At 74.4% G+C, this 15,044-nt stretch carries 7 protein-coding genes; 1 reads left to right on the top strand and 6 read right to left on the bottom strand.

Annotation, left to right across the window (positions count from 1 at the left end; translation table 11 throughout):
• Positions 1-4: 4 nt before the first annotated feature.
• Both IE94_RS0132605 and IE94_RS0132600 read right to left on the bottom strand, forming a co-directional pair.
• A complete protein-coding gene (locus tag IE94_RS0132605) occupies positions 5-439 on the bottom strand; it encodes a roadblock/LC7 domain-containing protein (protein WP_030191623.1) in 435 nt (144 codons plus the stop codon).
• Positions 436-3,129, bottom strand: coding sequence for a nitrate- and nitrite sensing domain-containing protein (locus IE94_RS0132600; RefSeq protein ID WP_030191620.1), 2,694 nt, complete (start codon positions 3,127-3,129; stop codon positions 436-438). Before IE94_RS0132600 ends, IE94_RS0132605 begins: the two co-directional genes overlap by 4 nt.
• A gap of 421 nt (positions 3,130-3,550) precedes the next feature.
• On the opposite strand from IE94_RS0132600, the gene IE94_RS0132595 reads away from it, so the two are divergent.
• Positions 3,551-4,090, top strand: a complete 540-nt coding sequence (locus IE94_RS0132595; protein WP_106978126.1) for a hypothetical protein — start codon at positions 3,551-3,553, stop codon at positions 4,088-4,090.
• A 61-nt stretch (positions 4,091-4,151) separates the two neighbouring features.
• Here the strand turns inward: IE94_RS0132595 and IE94_RS0132590 are convergent, their stop codons facing one another.
• The 4 genes from IE94_RS0132590 to IE94_RS0132575 all read right to left on the bottom strand — a co-directional run bounded on the left by IE94_RS0132590 (position 4,152) and on the right by IE94_RS0132575 (position 14,942).
• Positions 4,152-7,223: a hypothetical protein gene (locus tag IE94_RS0132590; protein ID WP_030191615.1), complete on the bottom strand. Its 3,072-nt coding sequence runs from the start codon at positions 7,221-7,223 to the stop codon at positions 4,152-4,154.
• Positions 7,224-7,225: 2 nt separating this feature from the next.
• Positions 7,226-9,073 (bottom strand): HSP90 family protein, encoded by a 1,848-nt coding sequence (locus IE94_RS0132585; protein WP_030191613.1) that lies wholly within the window; start codon positions 9,071-9,073, stop codon positions 7,226-7,228.
• A gap of 106 nt (positions 9,074-9,179) precedes the next feature.
• Entirely contained in the window at positions 9,180-10,166 is a 987-nt protein-coding gene (locus IE94_RS0132580) for a hypothetical protein (protein WP_030191611.1), read from the bottom strand.
• Positions 10,167-10,271: 105 nt separating this feature from the next.
• The gene (locus tag IE94_RS0132575) at positions 10,272-14,942 is read right to left on the bottom strand and encodes a hypothetical protein (protein ID WP_030191609.1); all 4,671 of its coding nucleotides are present in this window, start codon (positions 14,940-14,942) and stop codon (positions 10,272-10,274) included.
• Positions 14,943-15,044 lie beyond the last annotated feature (102 nt).

The raw sequence follows: 15,044 nt of genomic DNA, 5'->3' as shown, positions 1-15,044 counted from the left end.
CCACTTACCCGCCCGAGGGCAGGTCGGTGCGCGGCGCGGTGGCCAGGTGCACGCCGACCCGCTTGACGAGCAGGGTCATCTCGTAGGCAACCTGCCCGACGTCCGAGTCGGCGTCGGACAGGACGGCCAGGCAGCTGCCGTCGCCGGCGGCCGTGACGAAGAGGAAGGCGTCGTCGAGTTCGACGACCGTCTGCCGGACGCTGCCCGCCTCGAAATGCCGGCCCACGCCCTTGGCGAGGCTGTGGAACCCGGAGGCCACAGCGGCCAGGTGCTCGCTGTCCTCCCTGGTCAGGTCCTTGGACGCACCCGTCGCCAGGCCGTCCCCGGACAGGACCACGGCCTTGCGGATGCTCGCGACACGGTCCACCAGGTCGTCGAGGAGCCAGTTCAGCTCGCCGGACTTGGTCGCGGTGTGGCCGGTCGCCTTCGGTGCGGTCATCGACCGTCCCCCTTAGTCGTTCCTCTTGGTGCTGATGGTGCTGTTGGAGCTGTTGGTGCTGTGCCGCCGGATGGGTCGTCACCCGCGGCGTTCTCCCGACGGCCGCGCTGCCAGCCGCGCTGGAGCGAGGCCATACGGCTGCGTACCTCGTCGGCGTCACGGTCGGCGGGATCGGAGCGGTCCTCGGCGGCCGGTTCGGGGCTCTGCCTGAGTTGGGGGGCCAGGCTGGCCTGCCGTACGCGCCGGGGCAGCGCGCCGGTCCCGCTGTCCGAGGACGGAGCGTCCTCGCGCGCCGGGGGCGCAGCGGCACCGCGTTCGGCGCCGCGCTCGGCGGTGTCCTTGCCGCGTCGGCGGGCGGGCAGCGCGGGGAGCTCCTCGTCGGTGTCCCGGGCGGTCCGTTCGGGGACGGGGCGCCCGTGCGAGCTGACCAGCTTGGGGGTGCGGCGGCGGGGCAGCGCGACCGGTGCGTTCGCCTCCGTTCCGTCCTCTGCGGCCGGCTCCTCGTCACCGTGACGGGACTCGGGACGTCGCGGTCCGGGGCGGCGGGCCCGGTCGTCGTCGGCCGCCGCCAGGGAGCGGCGCGGGCGGAACAGGCCGCCGTGCTCGCCGTCCTGGTCGTCGAGGGCGTCCAGGTCGACGGGCGCCTCCAGCTCGACCGGGCCGTCCAGCAGCGCGGCCGGACGCTCCGGGAGTCGTGCGGGCACGTGGGAGAGGGCGGAACGGCGGCTCTCCTCCCGCTCCTTGCCCTGGACGTGCTGGGGGCGGTCGAGGCGGAAGCCGACGCCGTTGGTGTCCGGGGCGTCGTCGCTGAGCAGCGCGTCGGGGACGAAGACGACCGCGGTGGTGCCGCCGTAGGGCGAGGGCTGCAGGGAGACGCGGACGTTCTGCCGCTGGGCGAGCCGGCTGACCACGAACAGGCCGAGCCGGTCGGTGTCGGACAGCTCGAACTCCGGTGTCTCGGCCAGCCGGAGGTTGGCGTCGAGCAGGGCGTCGGCGGCCATGCCCAGGCCCCGGTCGTGGATCTCCAGGGTGAAGCCGTTGGCGACGCGCTCGCCCAGCACCTGCACGGCGGTGTGCGGCGGCGAGAACACCGTGGCGTTCTCCAGGAGTTCGGCCACCAGATGGGTGAGGTCGGCGACCGCGGGTCCGGTGACGGCGACGCGCGGCAGCCTGCGGACCTCGATGCGCTCGTAGTCCTCGACCTCGGCGACGGCGGCCCGCACGACGTCCATGAGCTGGACGGGCTTGCGCCACTGCCGGGAGGGCGCGGCACCGGAGAGGATGACCAGTCCCTCGGCGTGCCGGCGCATCCGGGTGGTCAGGTGGTCGAGGCGGAACAGGTCGGCGAGTTCCTCGGTGTCCTCGGTCCTGCGTTCCATGGTGTCGAGCAGGGTGAGCTGCTTGTGCAGGAGCACCTGGCTGCGGCGCGCGAGGTTGACGAAGACCTCGGAGACGCCCGCGCGGAGTTCGGCCTGTTTGACGGCGGCTTCCACGGCGGCCCGCTGGAGGGTGTTGAGGGCCTGGCCCACCTCGCCGATCTCGTTCCGGTCGTACTCGAGGCGCGGCACCTCGGTTTCGACGTCGACCTCCTCGCCCGCCGACAGGCGGCGCATCACGCTGGGCAGGCGGACGCCGGACGCCTCGTGGGCCTCCAGGCGCAGCTGCTTGAGGTCGCGGATGAGGGAGCGGCCGACGCGGACGGAGAGGAAGAGGGAGTACAGGAGGGCGATCAGACCGAGCGCCCCGGCGACGACGACCTTGGTGATGGTGCCGGTGGCGACCGGGTCGACACGGTCCTGGTAGCGGTCGGCGGCGTTGTCGTCGAGGTCGCCGAGTGCCTTGAGGACGTTCCCGGCCGCGGTGTCCCAGCTCTGGGCGGTGACTCCGCTCGGCCTGCCGGTGTCGGCGGAGACGGCGGCCTGCTCGGCGACCCGGAGGGGGGCGGAGGAGGCGTTCTTCCAGAAGCTCTGGTAGCGGCCGCGTTCGGTGGCGGGCAGCAGCGGCAGGTTGATGTCGTACATCACGGTGCGCTGCGCGACGAGGTCGGAGACGTCCCGGATCTCCGTCCGGGTGAGCCGCCCGGTGACCAGGGCGGAGCCGAGGAGGGCGTCCTCGCGGGAGAGCAGTTCGCGGGCGCGGGAGATGTTGACGAGCGCGCGGTACTGCTTGTCGAGGCGCACGTCGTCGACGACGTTGAGGTTGGCGAGCAGGTCGTGGCAGGGGTCGACCAGGCGGTTGTAGAGGCCGAGCGCCTGGGCGCGGTCGACGGTGCCGTCCTCCACGCTGCGGCGCAGGGAGGCGAGGCCGTCGAGGGCGTCCAGTACGGCGGTGAGCCGTTCCTCCCCGGCCTGGCCGAGGTCGTCCCGCACGCCGGCGTCGGCGGCGTTGCGGCGGATCTCCGCGACGGCCTCGTCGGTGGCGGTGCGGCTGCGCCGCAGGGCGGCGAGTCCGTCGGAGGCGCGGGGGTCGGCGAGGTGGACCAGGGTCTGGCGGCGTTCCTGCTGGAGGACGCGGACGGTGTCCTCGACCGGGTAGCCGATCTCCTCGACGACGTGGGAGACGCTGAACAGCCGGGCCGCCTCACGGCCCGTCAGTACCGTGGCGAAGGCCCAGATCGCGGTCAGGGACACCAGAGGCACGAGGAGCAGCGCCACGATCTTCCGGCGGATCGACTTCCCGCGAAAGCGCATGGCCTCCCCCAGCTCGACCCCCACCGGTGGGGGGGTTCACATGTGCGTCAACAAACGGCGCGAGCCTACTACTGACGCACAGGTAACTCGAAGACCCGTCCGGAGGCCGAACTTCCGCACCCGTGGTCGGCGATGGTCAGTTGTCCGGTCATTGCGGGAGATTGCCTCCCGGGATCGGCGGACGGACGCACGGCCGTCGTGACGGCGTGACGGGCGGATTGGCCGAAATTATTCGACTGCGCGGGATTTTCGGGAATCTTGGAGACCCGCCGTTCGTCCTTCACTACGGGAAATGGAGGCGGAATCGGCCACGGGAGCCGCATCCCGCCCCCGGGCGGCGTAAAACAGCGCAAGCCGGGCAGCCAGAGGGGAGCCGTGTCTTGGGACACGGACGAGCTGTCTGCTGGCGGTGGGGAGTGACATGTTGATGAGCACGGCGGAGCGGCGCGGGGCGCCGGCGGACGACGATATGAGCGAGGTGGAGGCACCGGTGACCTCCGAGGCACCGGATCGCGATGTTCCGGTGGCCGGGCCGGGGCCGGGGGCCCGGGCGAGTGAGCGGCAGTCGGGGTACCGGCCGTTGTGGAGCGAGGAGCCCGCGCGGCGCCGCCGGCTGCCGGATCCGGTGCGTACGGCGGCCGTGCGTGCGGTGCTGGTGGTCGCCGTGACGCTGATACTGGCGATGGTGGCCTTCCTGTCCACGCTGGCGGAGTCCTGGCTGGCGTTCCCGATGGTGCTCGCCAGTGTGGCGGGCACGGTGGTGGCCACCTGGGGTGTGCTGGATGTGTGGGTGACCCGGCAGGTGTGGAACCAGCGGCACGGTGTCGTGTCGGAGCCGAGCAGCACCGCGCGGGCCATGCGCCGCGAGCGTCGCCGGGCGAGGCGGCAGGCGCGGACCGCCGAGCGGGGCCGGGGGCGGATAGGCCGGCGGGGCGGCGCGGGGCAGTTGTCGCATCCCTGAGCCCTGAGCCGCGGGGCGGCGGGGCGGCGGACGCCCGGCCGCTCCGGCCGCCTCAGCCTGCTCACTCCTCGTCGCGCAGCCGCGCCGCCAGTGAGGTCAGTGGCTCGGTCTCCTCGGTGTGTCCCAGGGCGGTCAGCCGGGAGACGGCCGCGTCGAGGCGGGCGAGGGCGGGTGCGGGGCGTTCCAGGTAGACGCCCTCCATGGCGGCCGCGAAGCGGACGCACTCGGCCCACTCGCCGGCCCGGTCGTTGTCCGGCCCCGGCTCGCCGATCAGGGCCAGGGCCTCCTCCAGTGCGGCCAGGGCGTCCTCGTAGGCTTCGGCGTAGGCGTGGACCCGCCCGTACTCGTAGGCCAGCGCGGAGTCCAGGGGGCGTCCGTGTGCCTCGTACCCGGCGCTGCGAGCCCCTTCCGCGACCCGGCCGGCATCCGCGAGGAAGGCCAGCGCCCCGGCCAGGCCCTCGGAGCCCTGCTGCCGGGCCTGGAGGCGGGCCAGTTCGCGCAGGCAGTTGCTGAGCGCCTCGTGGCGCGGGTCGCGGGCATGCGCGGCCAGCGCCTGGTCGGCCGCCTCGCGGGCCCGGTCGAACTCGTCGGTCTCGGCCAGGAGCACGGCCGTCTCCGCGGCGATCACGGCGTGGCTTCCCGGGTCGTCGTCCCAGTCGGCCGACTCGGCCGCGAGGGCGAGGAATTCCGTCGTGGCCGCCTTGAGGTCCTCCCCCGCGTGCAGGGCCCGGGCCCGGGTCAGGCGCAGTTGGGCGACGAGCCGGTCGTTCGGTTCTCCGGCGGCCACGTCCGGTTCGGTCAGCAGGGAGTCGAGCAGCGCGATGCAGTCCTCGACGCGTCCGAGGTCGAGGCTGAGCGTGGCGGCGTTGCTGTAGGCGCAGTACGCGTCGAAGCGGTCGCCGCGCCGGAGGTTCAGCTCCGCGGAGCGGGTCAGGTGTCGCAGCGCCTCGTCCGGACGGCCCAGGTGCATGCAGGCCTCGGCGAGATCGCCGTGGAGGCGGGCGGTGTCGACGGCGTCGGCCGGCCAGTCGGCGGCCAGTCGCAGCGCCTCGCCCAGGTCCGCGTGGGCGGCCTCCACGTCGTGGGCACCGAGCCTGAGCCGGGCGCGCAGTCCCAGCGCACGGGGCAGGTGCCAGGCGGGGCCGTGTGCTTTCAGCCGCTCCAGGAGCGCGTCGGTCTCGGCGGCCGCGGTGGGCAGGTCGCCGGAGATCGCGAAGGTGCTGGCCCGCAGTACCAGGGCACCGGCGATCTGCCCGAGGATGTCGTGCCGGGTGGCGAAGTCGTGCAGCAGGCCGATCTCGTCGAGGGCCGCGGCGACGTGTTCGTCGCTCCGGGACGCCTGAAGGCGCAGGCCCAGCGCGGTGGCCCTGAGCCGCAGCTGGCGTGCCTCCTGGTACGGCGCCAGGCCGGACGTCTGCGCGTGCAGGCGCACCATGGCCGCGTGGGCGGCGGTCAGCGCGGCGACCTCGGCCGGGGTGCCGTCGGTGCCGTCGGTCTCGTCGGTCTCGTGGGTCTCGTGGGTGCCTTCGGGGCTTTCGTGGGTGCCGTCGGTTTCGCGGGTGTCCGGGGCGTCCTGCGCCGGTCGCCCGGGCGGGGTCTCGGACGCGGCTCGTGCGGAGGTCTGCGGCGGGATCTCGGCGGTGGCGAGGAGGGCGTGGGCCCGGGCGAGTGCCGCGTGGGCCGGTGCTCCTGCGTCGTCGTACAGGCCCGCGGCCTCCTCGTAGAGGGCGGCCGCCTCGGTGAAGTCGTCCCGCTCGCCCCGCCGGCTCGCCTCGTCGGCCAGCAGGTCGGCGCGCAGCCGGGCGAGCGGGCCCACGGCCGGGTCGTCGGGGTGCGTGTAGTCACGGGAAGTGACACGGGTACGCACTTCCGTCCAGCAGGCCCGCGCGTCCGGGTGCCCCTGTTCGTCCAGTGAACGGGCCCGGGCGACCAGTTCGGGCAGCGACTCGGGGAAGGCGGCGACCGCACGGGCGGCGGGGGCGGCGACCGGGGCGGCGGGGGCCACGGCCACCTCGTCGAGGTGGCGGGTGCGCAGGGTCAGTTCCAGCGCCGCAAGGAGCGGGGCGCGGCCGAGGCGGGTTCCGCGGCGCTCCGTGTGGGCCGTGGTGCCGTTGCGCGCGTCGAAGCGGGCGGCGAGGTCGTCGGCGCGGCCGTGCACCTCGGCGCGCAGGCCGGTCACCGTCCAGGTGCGGCCCGGGAAACCGGCGGCGGGCAGCTCGCCGTGGCCGAGCTGTTCGACGCGCTGGAGGAGGACCTCGACGCCGTTGAGGAAGTCGAGGAGTTCGAGCGGCGAGTCGACCTCGTCGAACAGGTTCCGGTTCTCGGCGAGCAGTTCCAGGCCGCGTGCCTCGTTGCCGGTCAGCGCGCAGAACTCCAGGTGGCGGCCGACCTCGCCGGACATCGAGGGGTTGCGGCGGCAGCCGCGGTATCCGACGAGGTGCAGTTCCCGCGCCCGGTCGGTGTGGCCGGCGCGCAGCAGGGGCAGGAGGACGTGGGCGATGGAGCGGGCGGGTTCCTCCTGGCACGACTCCTTGCCGGCCAGCACGGGCTCCCAGGTGCGCAGCGCCCGCTCGTCGTCGCCCGACGCGAGGTGATACAGGGCGCGTTCGGAGATCTCGCAGGCCTCGCAGTCGCTGAGCGGGGTGCGTGTGCGGCCCGCCCACAGTTCGAAGGCGAGGGTCTCGTCCTCGCCGACGTGGGCGGCCAGCCGGTAGGCCTGCCCGTAGTAGGGCTGGAGGCCGAGACCGGCCTTCTCGTACCGCTCGCGCATCTCGGTCAGCCACTGGTGCAGGCTCGTCCGCGGTATCTCCGGCAGCGCGCGCAGGGCGGCGGCCACCCACTTGAAGCGCCAGAACACCAGGTGGCGCAGGTTCTCGTCGAAGACGTCGGGCTGCTCGTCGAAGAGGGTGAGCAGCCGGGCGAAGACCACGGGCGACTTGCGGGGCTCGGAGCCGTACGTGTACGCCTCCTGGAGTTCGAAGAGTGCGCGGACGAGGGGAAGCGTCTCCTCGAATTGTTCGGCGGCGTCGACGAGTTCCTCGGCCGTGACGGTGCGCGTACGGCCGTAGGGGCGCCGCTGGTTCGCCTGCAGCTCCTCGTACAGCTCCTCGATGGTCTGGGGTGCGGTCGGCATCGTCAGTTGTCCTTGCGGAGGGCGTGGGCGAGGAGGTCGAGGAAGGAGCGGTTGATGAGGCTCGACTCGGCGGGCCTGAGCGGGCGCCGGGACAGCAGCGCCGCCTGTCCGTAGAGGGCTTCGGCGCTGGTGCGGGCCAGTTCGGGCTCGCCGATGGCGACGGCGGTGCGGACCAGCGGGTTGAGCTGGTTGAGGATGAGCTGGGCGCGCGGGGCCTCCTGGCGCAGGGCGCCGAGGATGTCGCCCCACAGGCCGCCCTCCTGCTCGCGGGCGAGCTGTGAGCGGGTGCGCTCGTGCCGGGCCTCGCGGCTGTCGACGAGGAGGGCGGGCGCGGAGGCCGGCTGGAAGGTGCGCAGCGCGACGTCGCAGTCGAAGACGGCCAGGGCTTCGCGAGCGCGGGCGAGGTAGGCCGCCGCCGCCAGTTCCGTCTCCCGGTCGACCGGGTCGAGATGCGCGGTCAGGGTCGCCGGGTCGAGGTCGGCGACGCTGGTCTGAGGGCTGATCTCGGGCAGCCGGTGGACCAGTTCGCGGTCGTAGGTGTAGCCGCCGTTGACGACGCCGAGCCCGGCGGCCGAGGCGATCGCCGCGACCTGCCGGAACTCCTCCACGCTCGACGTCACCAGCACGGTGCGGTGGGTGCGGGCGAACTCGTCGAGGGTGGTGTGCCCGTCGGTGGTCTCGAACGGCAGCCAGGGCAGCAGCATCCGCAGGATCTCGTCGTCGTGCACGGCGAGCGACTTCACGGCCAGGTGGTGGACGTGGAGGAAGCGGGCGAGCAGGTCGGGGTCGCTGGCTGCGGCCCGGGCGATCCAGGCGCGCAGCCGCTCGGCGAGGGCGTCGCGGACCGCGGCGAGGGTGTCGTCCTCGTACAGGGACTCGCGGGAGGCCGTCGGGCGCAGGCTCTCGGCGTCGACGACGCAACGGACGAAGAACGCCCACTCGGGCAGGATCTCGTCGGCCTGTTCGGACAGCAGCATTCCTTTGACGTGCACGCGGTGGCCGTGGCGCCGTCCGGCCGGTACCGCCTGGGGCAGTACGCAGGCGATGCCCTTCAGGCCGACGGCCGGCAGGTCCAGTTCGATGGTGTCCAGGGGCGTGAAGCCGAAGACCTCCTCGCCGTACGCGGCCAGGGCGCGGGAACGGGCCCCCGGAGTGGGGTAGCCACGGGCCCAGGGCGCGGGCTCGGGGTTCACAGCGGCGCCGGTACCGCCCGTGCCGTCGTCGAAGGTCACGGGGTGCCGCAGCAGGGAGCCGAAGTGCCGGGCGAGCGCCCGCACCTGCGTCGGCCGGGTCCACTCGCCTGCGTCGGCGCGGGGCGTCAGCGTGACGGTGGTGCCGGGCCGGGGCCGGGCGGAGGCGCGCAGGGTGCGGATGGTGTAGCTGCCGTCACCGCGTCCGCGCCACTCCACGGCGGGTGCGTCGGGGGTGCGGGCGGAGCGGCTCACGACGTGGATCTCGTCGGCGACCAGGAAGCAGGAGAGCAGTCCGATGCCGAACTGGCCGATGAAGTCGCCGCGTTGCTCGGCGACCTGCTCGGCGCGCTTGCTGCTGCGCCCGATCGTGGCGAGGAAGGTGTGCACGTCGACCTCGGTGAGGCCGACACCGTCGTCCTCGACCCGGACGACCGAACCGTCGGCGTACAGCCGGATCCCGAAGGCGTCCGCGGGGGCGGCCGGTTCGAGGGAGTGCCGGGCGGTCAGCGCGTCCACCGCGTTCTGCAGGAGTTCGCGCAGGTAGACGCGGGGACTGGAGTAGAGGTGGTGGGAGAGGAGGTCGACGAGGCCGCGCAGATCCAACTGGAAGGTGCGGTCGGCGCCGGCCGGGTTCGAAGATGCGTCGGGCAGGGTCATCGGGCAGTCCCGGGGTGGCGTGATGGTGGGGAGGCGAGGGGTGAGGGGGCGCGGGGCGCCGGGATGGCGGCCGGGCGCCGGGTGGGCGGTGTGCGGCCGGGTCGGCTCAGGCGTGGCGGCGAAAGCGCGTGTACGCCTTCTCCGCCTGTGCCATGTAGCGCCAGGGCCACGGCGTGTAGGCGCCGCCCAGCTCGTGGAAGACCCGCGGGGCGACGATGCTCTCCGCGGCCAGCGACAGGGCCATGGCGAAGGTGTTGAAGTCCTGCTGCCAGCCGGGGCGTCGCTCGTAGGCGGGGTGGAGGATGCTGTGCCTGGCCGCCTCCCGCAGCTCCTTCTGGATGTAGGGCAGGTCGAGGCAGCTCCGGCTGTCCGACTCCACCCAGTCCTCGATGTGGGCCATGGCCACCACGCAGCCGAGGCGGTGTCCCTCGGGCGCGCGGGTGAACACCTCGCGGGCGTACGTCATCGCCTCCCCCGGTTCGCCGCCCCAGCGGGGCTGCAACTGGGACACCCGCTCCAGGTGGGTCTCCAGGTCCAGCGGGTCGCGGCGCAGCGCCGCCTCGTACCGGATCCGTTTGACGTCGCCCGGCAGCGACATGCCACGGGCGGAGGTGAGGAGGCGGCACCAGGGGGTGACCCAGTCCGGCCGCAGCTCGGCGGCGAGCAGCAGCTGTTCCTCGGCGATCTCGAGCCGCTCGTGGAAGAGGCGCCACTGCTCCCGCGTCACGTTCGCGGCGCGTTCGGCGGTGCGTGCCTCCCAGCCCCAGGCGATGTGGCGCGCCCCGGACATCAGCAGCGCCGTCGCCCGGTGCTCCGCGTCCTGCTCGACGGCCCGGCCGATCCAGTCCTGCACCCCGTCCAGATCGGCCAGCTCACCGAGCACCTGGTGGTCCCGGCCGAGGTCGAAGGGGGCCAGCGCCGCCTTCACCCCGTCCCAGTCCCCCGCGTCGGCCGCTTCCACCAGTGCCAGCACCCGCGTGTCACCGAGGGCGCGCACCGGGTACGTGCCGTTCCTGCGCCCGCGCGGGGCCGGGAGGGCGTTCGGATCCGCCGCCGGTCTCTCCCCCGTCTTGCCGAACAGCTTGCCGAGCATGTCGCGCCCTCCCCAGGTGCCGCTTGATCAACTGGAGCAGCATAAGGGGAAGTTACGACAACGCCTCCACTTCATTTCCACACCGGCTTCACCTGTGAACCGCCCTCACGCGGGCGACTGTGCGGGCCGTTTGAACATGCGGGTGGCCGTGATCTCGCTGTGCACCGCCTCGCCCTCCCCCTCGACGGCCGGCGTCGGCTGGGGCAGGCCGGGCCTGAGGTGCTCCTCCACGCTGATGTACTTCAGGCCCGCACGGAGGTCGGCGTCGTTGCGCAGGCGGATGACCAGCGGGAACTCGGCCAGCGCGGTCGTGTCGAACAGGCCGGTGGTGTACAGGAGCTGGACGCCGAGCGCGTCCGAGACGGCCCGCTGGAGCTCCAGCAGGTAGGTGGCGTTGGCACGGCCGATGGGGTTGTCGAGGAAGAGGGTGCCGGCGTGGCGGTGCCGGTCCCTGCCCCGGTCGTTGCTGCGCAGCGCGGCCATCGTGCAGTACAGGGCGATGGCGGCGGTGAGCAGCTGGCCGCCGGAGAAGACGTCGCCCATCTGGCCGACGGGGACGCGCTCGGCCCGCAGTACGGCGTCGGGCTTGAGGATCTCGACGGCGACTCCCTTGGGCTGCAGAGCGGCGGCGACACCGCGCAGCAGCAGGGACATGCCGTCGCGGCGCAGGTCGGAGTTCTTCTTCACGGCGGCGCGGGTGGCCTCGTCGACGACCTCGCCGAGCCGCTCGGTGAGGGTGGCCTGGTCGGGCTCCTCGAAGCGGATGCGCAGGAACTCCTGCCCGGACCACTCGCCGAGTCCTTCCGGCAGCCGGGAGAGCCGCTGGGCGGAGCGCAGGGTGGCGAGGGCGGACTCGACCAGGCCGCGCAGCCGGTCCACGATCGAGTCGCGGTTGCGCTCCAGCTGGGCCAGTTCGTCGGTGAGGACGCGCAGCCGGGGTGCGAAGGCGTCCGCCCACTTGGCGGCGTGCTCGGGCAGCGCGGCGGCGGGCAGTTCGCGGATCTGCTGGCGGGCGGGTGTGCGGACCTGCTCGTAGCGGGTGGAGTTGGCGTGCCGGACGAGAACGTCGCTCGCCTCGCGCACGGCGGCCTCGGCGGCGGACAGGTCTGCGGCGCAGCCGCGCAGCGAACGACGGGCCTCGGCCGCGGACCGGCGGGCCTCCTCCAGGTCCCCGGCGTAGGGCTCGGGCTCCTCCTGCTCCTCCTCGGGCGCGTGGTCGCGCAGCAGGTCGCGGAGCATGGCGGCGATCTCGTCGAAGCCGCCGGCCGCGTCCTCGGCGGCGCGGTGCGCGTCGAGCAGTTCGGCGTGGGCCTCGCGGGCCCGGGCCAGTGCCTCGGTGCGGGCGGCGAGTTCGCCGGTCGCGGTGCGCAGCAGGGTCTGGGCGTGCTCGGTGTCGCGCGGCTGGAGCTCCTCGGGGAGGTCGGTGTGGGTGTCGCCGTCCTCGGGTGCGTGCCGCTCGGCCTCGCCGCGCAGCCGGCCGAGCTGCTCGCTCGCGCTGGACATGCGGGTCTCCAGGAGCTGCACCAGTTCCTCGGCGCGGGCCGCGGCGGCCTGCCGGGAGGGCCCGTCGGAGCCGTCGGGCGATTCCAGGAGCTGTCCGGCGCGGGTGCGGACCTTGTTGCTGAGCCGGTCCAGCTCCGCGCGGGCGGCGCTCTCGTCGCTCTCCGCGCGGGCCTGCTCGGCGCGCAGGTCGGCGCCGACGCCGACCTTCTCGTACACCTGGGAGGCGGCGCGGTAGGCCTCGCGGAGGTCGGGCAGGGACGCCTTCGCCCTCGGCGCCTCGGCACCGTCCCCGCTCGCCTCTTCCGGTACGTCGTCGGGGGCGCCGGCGATCTCGGAGCGCTCGGCGCGCAGTGCCCGCGCGGTGCGGCGGGCGTCGTCGGCGGCGCGTTGGGCGGCGCGCCGGTCCTCGTCGGCGGCGCGGGCCCGCTCCAGGCAGGCCTGGGCGCGGGCCTCGGACTCGGCGCCCTCGTCGGCCAGTTCACGGAGTCTGACCTGCCAGCCCGCCCGTTCGCGCAGTCGGAAGGCGAGTCCGGCGAGGGCGTCGGCGGCGCGGCGGGCCTTCTGTGCGGCTTCCTGCCGCTCGTCCCGCAGGTGGACGGCCTCGGCGGCGCTCTCGTCGGCCTCGGCCCGCACGGTGCGGGCCTCGGTCAGCTCGGCCTCGGTCTCCTCGGCGAAGGCGCGGGCCTCCTCGGCCGCCCTGGCGAGTTCCGCGAGGCGTCCGGCCGGACAGCCGGTGCGCCAGGAGGCGAGCCGGGCCGCCAGCTCCCGGTCCTTTCCGAGGCGGGCGGCGAGGGTGCGGATCTCCTCGTCCCGCTCGCCCGCCCGCGCGCGCAGCGCGTGCCGCTCCTCGTCGGCGGCCTGCTCGTCGTGCATGGCCGGGTTCGGCGGTACGAGGAAGATGTCGCCGGTGCCGGACTCGGGGGGCGGGGTGGGGGCGAGGAGGGCGGCGGCCGTGCCGACGGCGACGGCGGAGCGCGGCAGCAGGGCCGCGTCGCCGAGGACCTCGCGGGCGCGGGTGTGCGAGTCCGGGTCGGTGATGATCACACCGTCGACCAGCTCGGGGCGGGCGGCCAGCACGCGGGCGTGGTCGGCGGGGTCGACGGCCTGGGCGAGGTAGCGCCAGCCGGGCAGGGCGGGGATGCCGTGCTCGCCGAGGAACTCGACGGTGGCCAGGACGTCCGGTCCCGGCGGCAGCAGGCCGCCGTCGCCGAGCGCGCCGAGGATGCGGGAGTCGTCGGCCGCTGCGGTGCGCAGGTCGAACAGCTGGCGTTCGGCGGAGGAGACGGTGTCGTCGAGCAGTTCGCGCAGTTCGTCGGCGAAGCGGTCGAGTTCCTCGGGGGTCAGCGCGCCGTCCGTCGTGGTGCGAGCGGCCCTCCGGTCGGCGCGGTCGGCGTCCCTGCGGGGCTGGGGGATGCCCGTGCGGGTGCCGGCGGCCAGGCCGAGCAGTTCGGCGAGCCGTTCCTCCGCGGCCAGGGCCTCGGCGGTGCGGCGTTCGCCCTCGTGGGCGCGTTCGGCCGCGGTGGCCGCGTCCGCCGCGCGGGCCGCGGTCAGTTCGGCGCGGCTCTCGGCGGCGGCTGCCTCGCGCGCGTGCTCGGTGGCCCGGCGGGCCGCCTCGCGGGCGGTGTCCCAGGCGGCGACGGTCGTCTTCTCCGCGTCGCTGGCGGCCAGGGCGGCGCGGGCCGGATCGGCTTCGGGCGTGCTGTCGTCCAGCCAGCCGGCCCGGACGGCCTCGGCAGTCTCCTGTTCCACCTCGGTGAGGCGCTGGCGGAGGTGGCCGGCCTCGCTGCGGGCGCGCTGCGCCTCGGTGGCGGCGGTGGTGGAGTCCCGGTGGGCGGTGTCGCTGACCTCCTGGAGGGCGGCGGACCTCTCCTCTTCCTCGTTGGCGTGGTCCTCGGCCTTCGCGGCCGCCGTGTGCAGGGCGCGGACGAGGTCGACGGCGGCCTTGGTGCGGGCGGCGAGGGCGGGGGCCGCGTCCCGTTCGGCCTCCTGGATGGCGGCCGACACGCGGGCGACGCGGTCGGCGGCGGCGCGGTGGCGCAGGACGGCCTCGGCGGCCTGCCAGGCGGAGTGCAGGGTGCGGGCCTCGGCCAGTTCCCGCTTCTGCGCGGCGGCGGACTTCTCGGCGCCGGTCAGGGCCAGGGAGGCGTGCCGGTAGGCGAGTTCGGCGGCGACGAGACCGCTGCGGTCGCGGGCGGACTCGGCGTGCGTGACGGCGTAGGCGGCGGCCGTGACCCGCTGGGCGAGGTCACCCGCGCGGACCCGTTCCCGGGCGCCCCGGGCGGTGAGCCGGCGGGCCAGGTTCCTGGTGCGGCGTTCGGCGCCGGTGTGGATGTCCCGTGCGCGGGCGCGTGTCTCGGCCGCCTCGACGATCCGGCCGAGGAGGTCGACGGACCCGGCGGTGAAGTCGCGTTCGGCGATCAGCTCGGCACGCCGGCCCAGCTTGTTGCCGAAGCCGCCGACCAGGTCGGCGAGGCCGTCGGTGTCGCGGGTGTCGGTGACGGCCCGCAGCAGCAGGTCGGTGAAGTCGGAGTCCTTCTTGACGGCGAAGAGACCGGCGGCCTCACCCTCGTCGGCGTTCATCTCGCGCTGGTAGCGGAAGAGTTCGGGGTCGAGTCCGAGGTCGCCGAGGTGCTCGATCCAGCGGTCGTGGATCTCCTCCCAGTGCACCTCCAGGTGCGGGTAGGACTTGCCCGCCTCGGTGAGCGCGTCCCGGAAGCCCTTCATGGTGCGCCGCCTGCCCTGGGCTCCCGAGGCCCCCTCGACGGGCGGGCGGACGGCGGTGGCCTCGGCGACCGGCAGGTTGTCCAGGGTCAGTCCGGGGCCGGGCCGGAAGGAGTACCAGGCCTCGGCGAACTTGCGCGGGTCGCCCGAGACCTGCCGTCCGCGCCACTCGCTGACCTTGCCGACGACGACGCACTCGCCGGTCTGCACGTGCTGCCACTCCAGCGCCACGTGTCCGCAGTCGTCGGCGAGCAGGAACTTGCGCAGCACGCCGGAGCTGGCGCCGCCCAGGGTGTTGCGATGGCCCGGCAGCATCACCGAGAAGATCAGCTTGAGGAGCACGGACTTGCCGCCGCCGTTCTCCAGGAAGAGCACGCCGGCGGGCGCGGGCCGGCGCTGCGGGCCGACGGGCTCCTCCTCGAAGAACTCCGCCTGCGTGGGCGCGGGGTCGGGCACGGGCTCGCCCACACCGCGCAGGTCAAGCACGGTGTCGGCGTAGCGCGCACCGGCGGGTCCGATGGAGTAGAGGCGGACCCGGGACAGCTCGTACATGGCGGACTCTCGTAAGTCTTCGGACGTCGGGGACGGTCGGACGGGGCGGGGCGTCGGGGGGTGCGGGGACGTCGGGCGGGCGGGGCGGGGGCGGGGGGCAGG

This window comes from Streptomyces violaceorubidus, assembly GCF_000717995.1.
In the GTDB taxonomy this organism is placed as follows: domain Bacteria; phylum Actinomycetota; class Actinomycetes; order Streptomycetales; family Streptomycetaceae; genus Streptomyces; species Streptomyces violaceorubidus.
Note: the sequence above shows the minus strand (reverse complement) of the source record. Positions and strands in the feature narration are given on the sequence as shown.

Bases quoted from the DNA above. Each gene is read 5' to 3' on its own strand.
- IE94_RS0132575 (WP_030191609.1), bottom strand. From the start codon at position 14,942: ATGTACGAGCTGTCCCGGGTCCGCCTCTACTCCATCGGACCCGCCGGT.
- IE94_RS0132605 (WP_030191623.1), bottom strand. From the start codon at position 439: ATGACCGCACCGAAGGCGACCGGCCACACCGCGACCAAGTCCGGCGAG.
- IE94_RS0132595 (WP_106978126.1), top strand. From the start codon at position 3,551: ATGTTGATGAGCACGGCGGAGCGGCGCGGGGCGCCGGCGGACGACGAT.
- IE94_RS0132580 (WP_030191611.1), bottom strand. From the start codon at position 10,166: ATGCTCGGCAAGCTGTTCGGCAAGACGGGGGAGAGACCGGCGGCGGAT.
- IE94_RS0132600 (WP_030191620.1), bottom strand. From the start codon at position 3,129: ATGCGCTTTCGCGGGAAGTCGATCCGCCGGAAGATCGTGGCGCTGCTC.
- IE94_RS0132585 (WP_030191613.1), bottom strand. From the start codon at position 9,073: ATGACCCTGCCCGACGCATCTTCGAACCCGGCCGGCGCCGACCGCACC.
- IE94_RS0132590 (WP_030191615.1), bottom strand. From the start codon at position 7,223: ATGCCGACCGCACCCCAGACCATCGAGGAGCTGTACGAGGAGCTGCAG.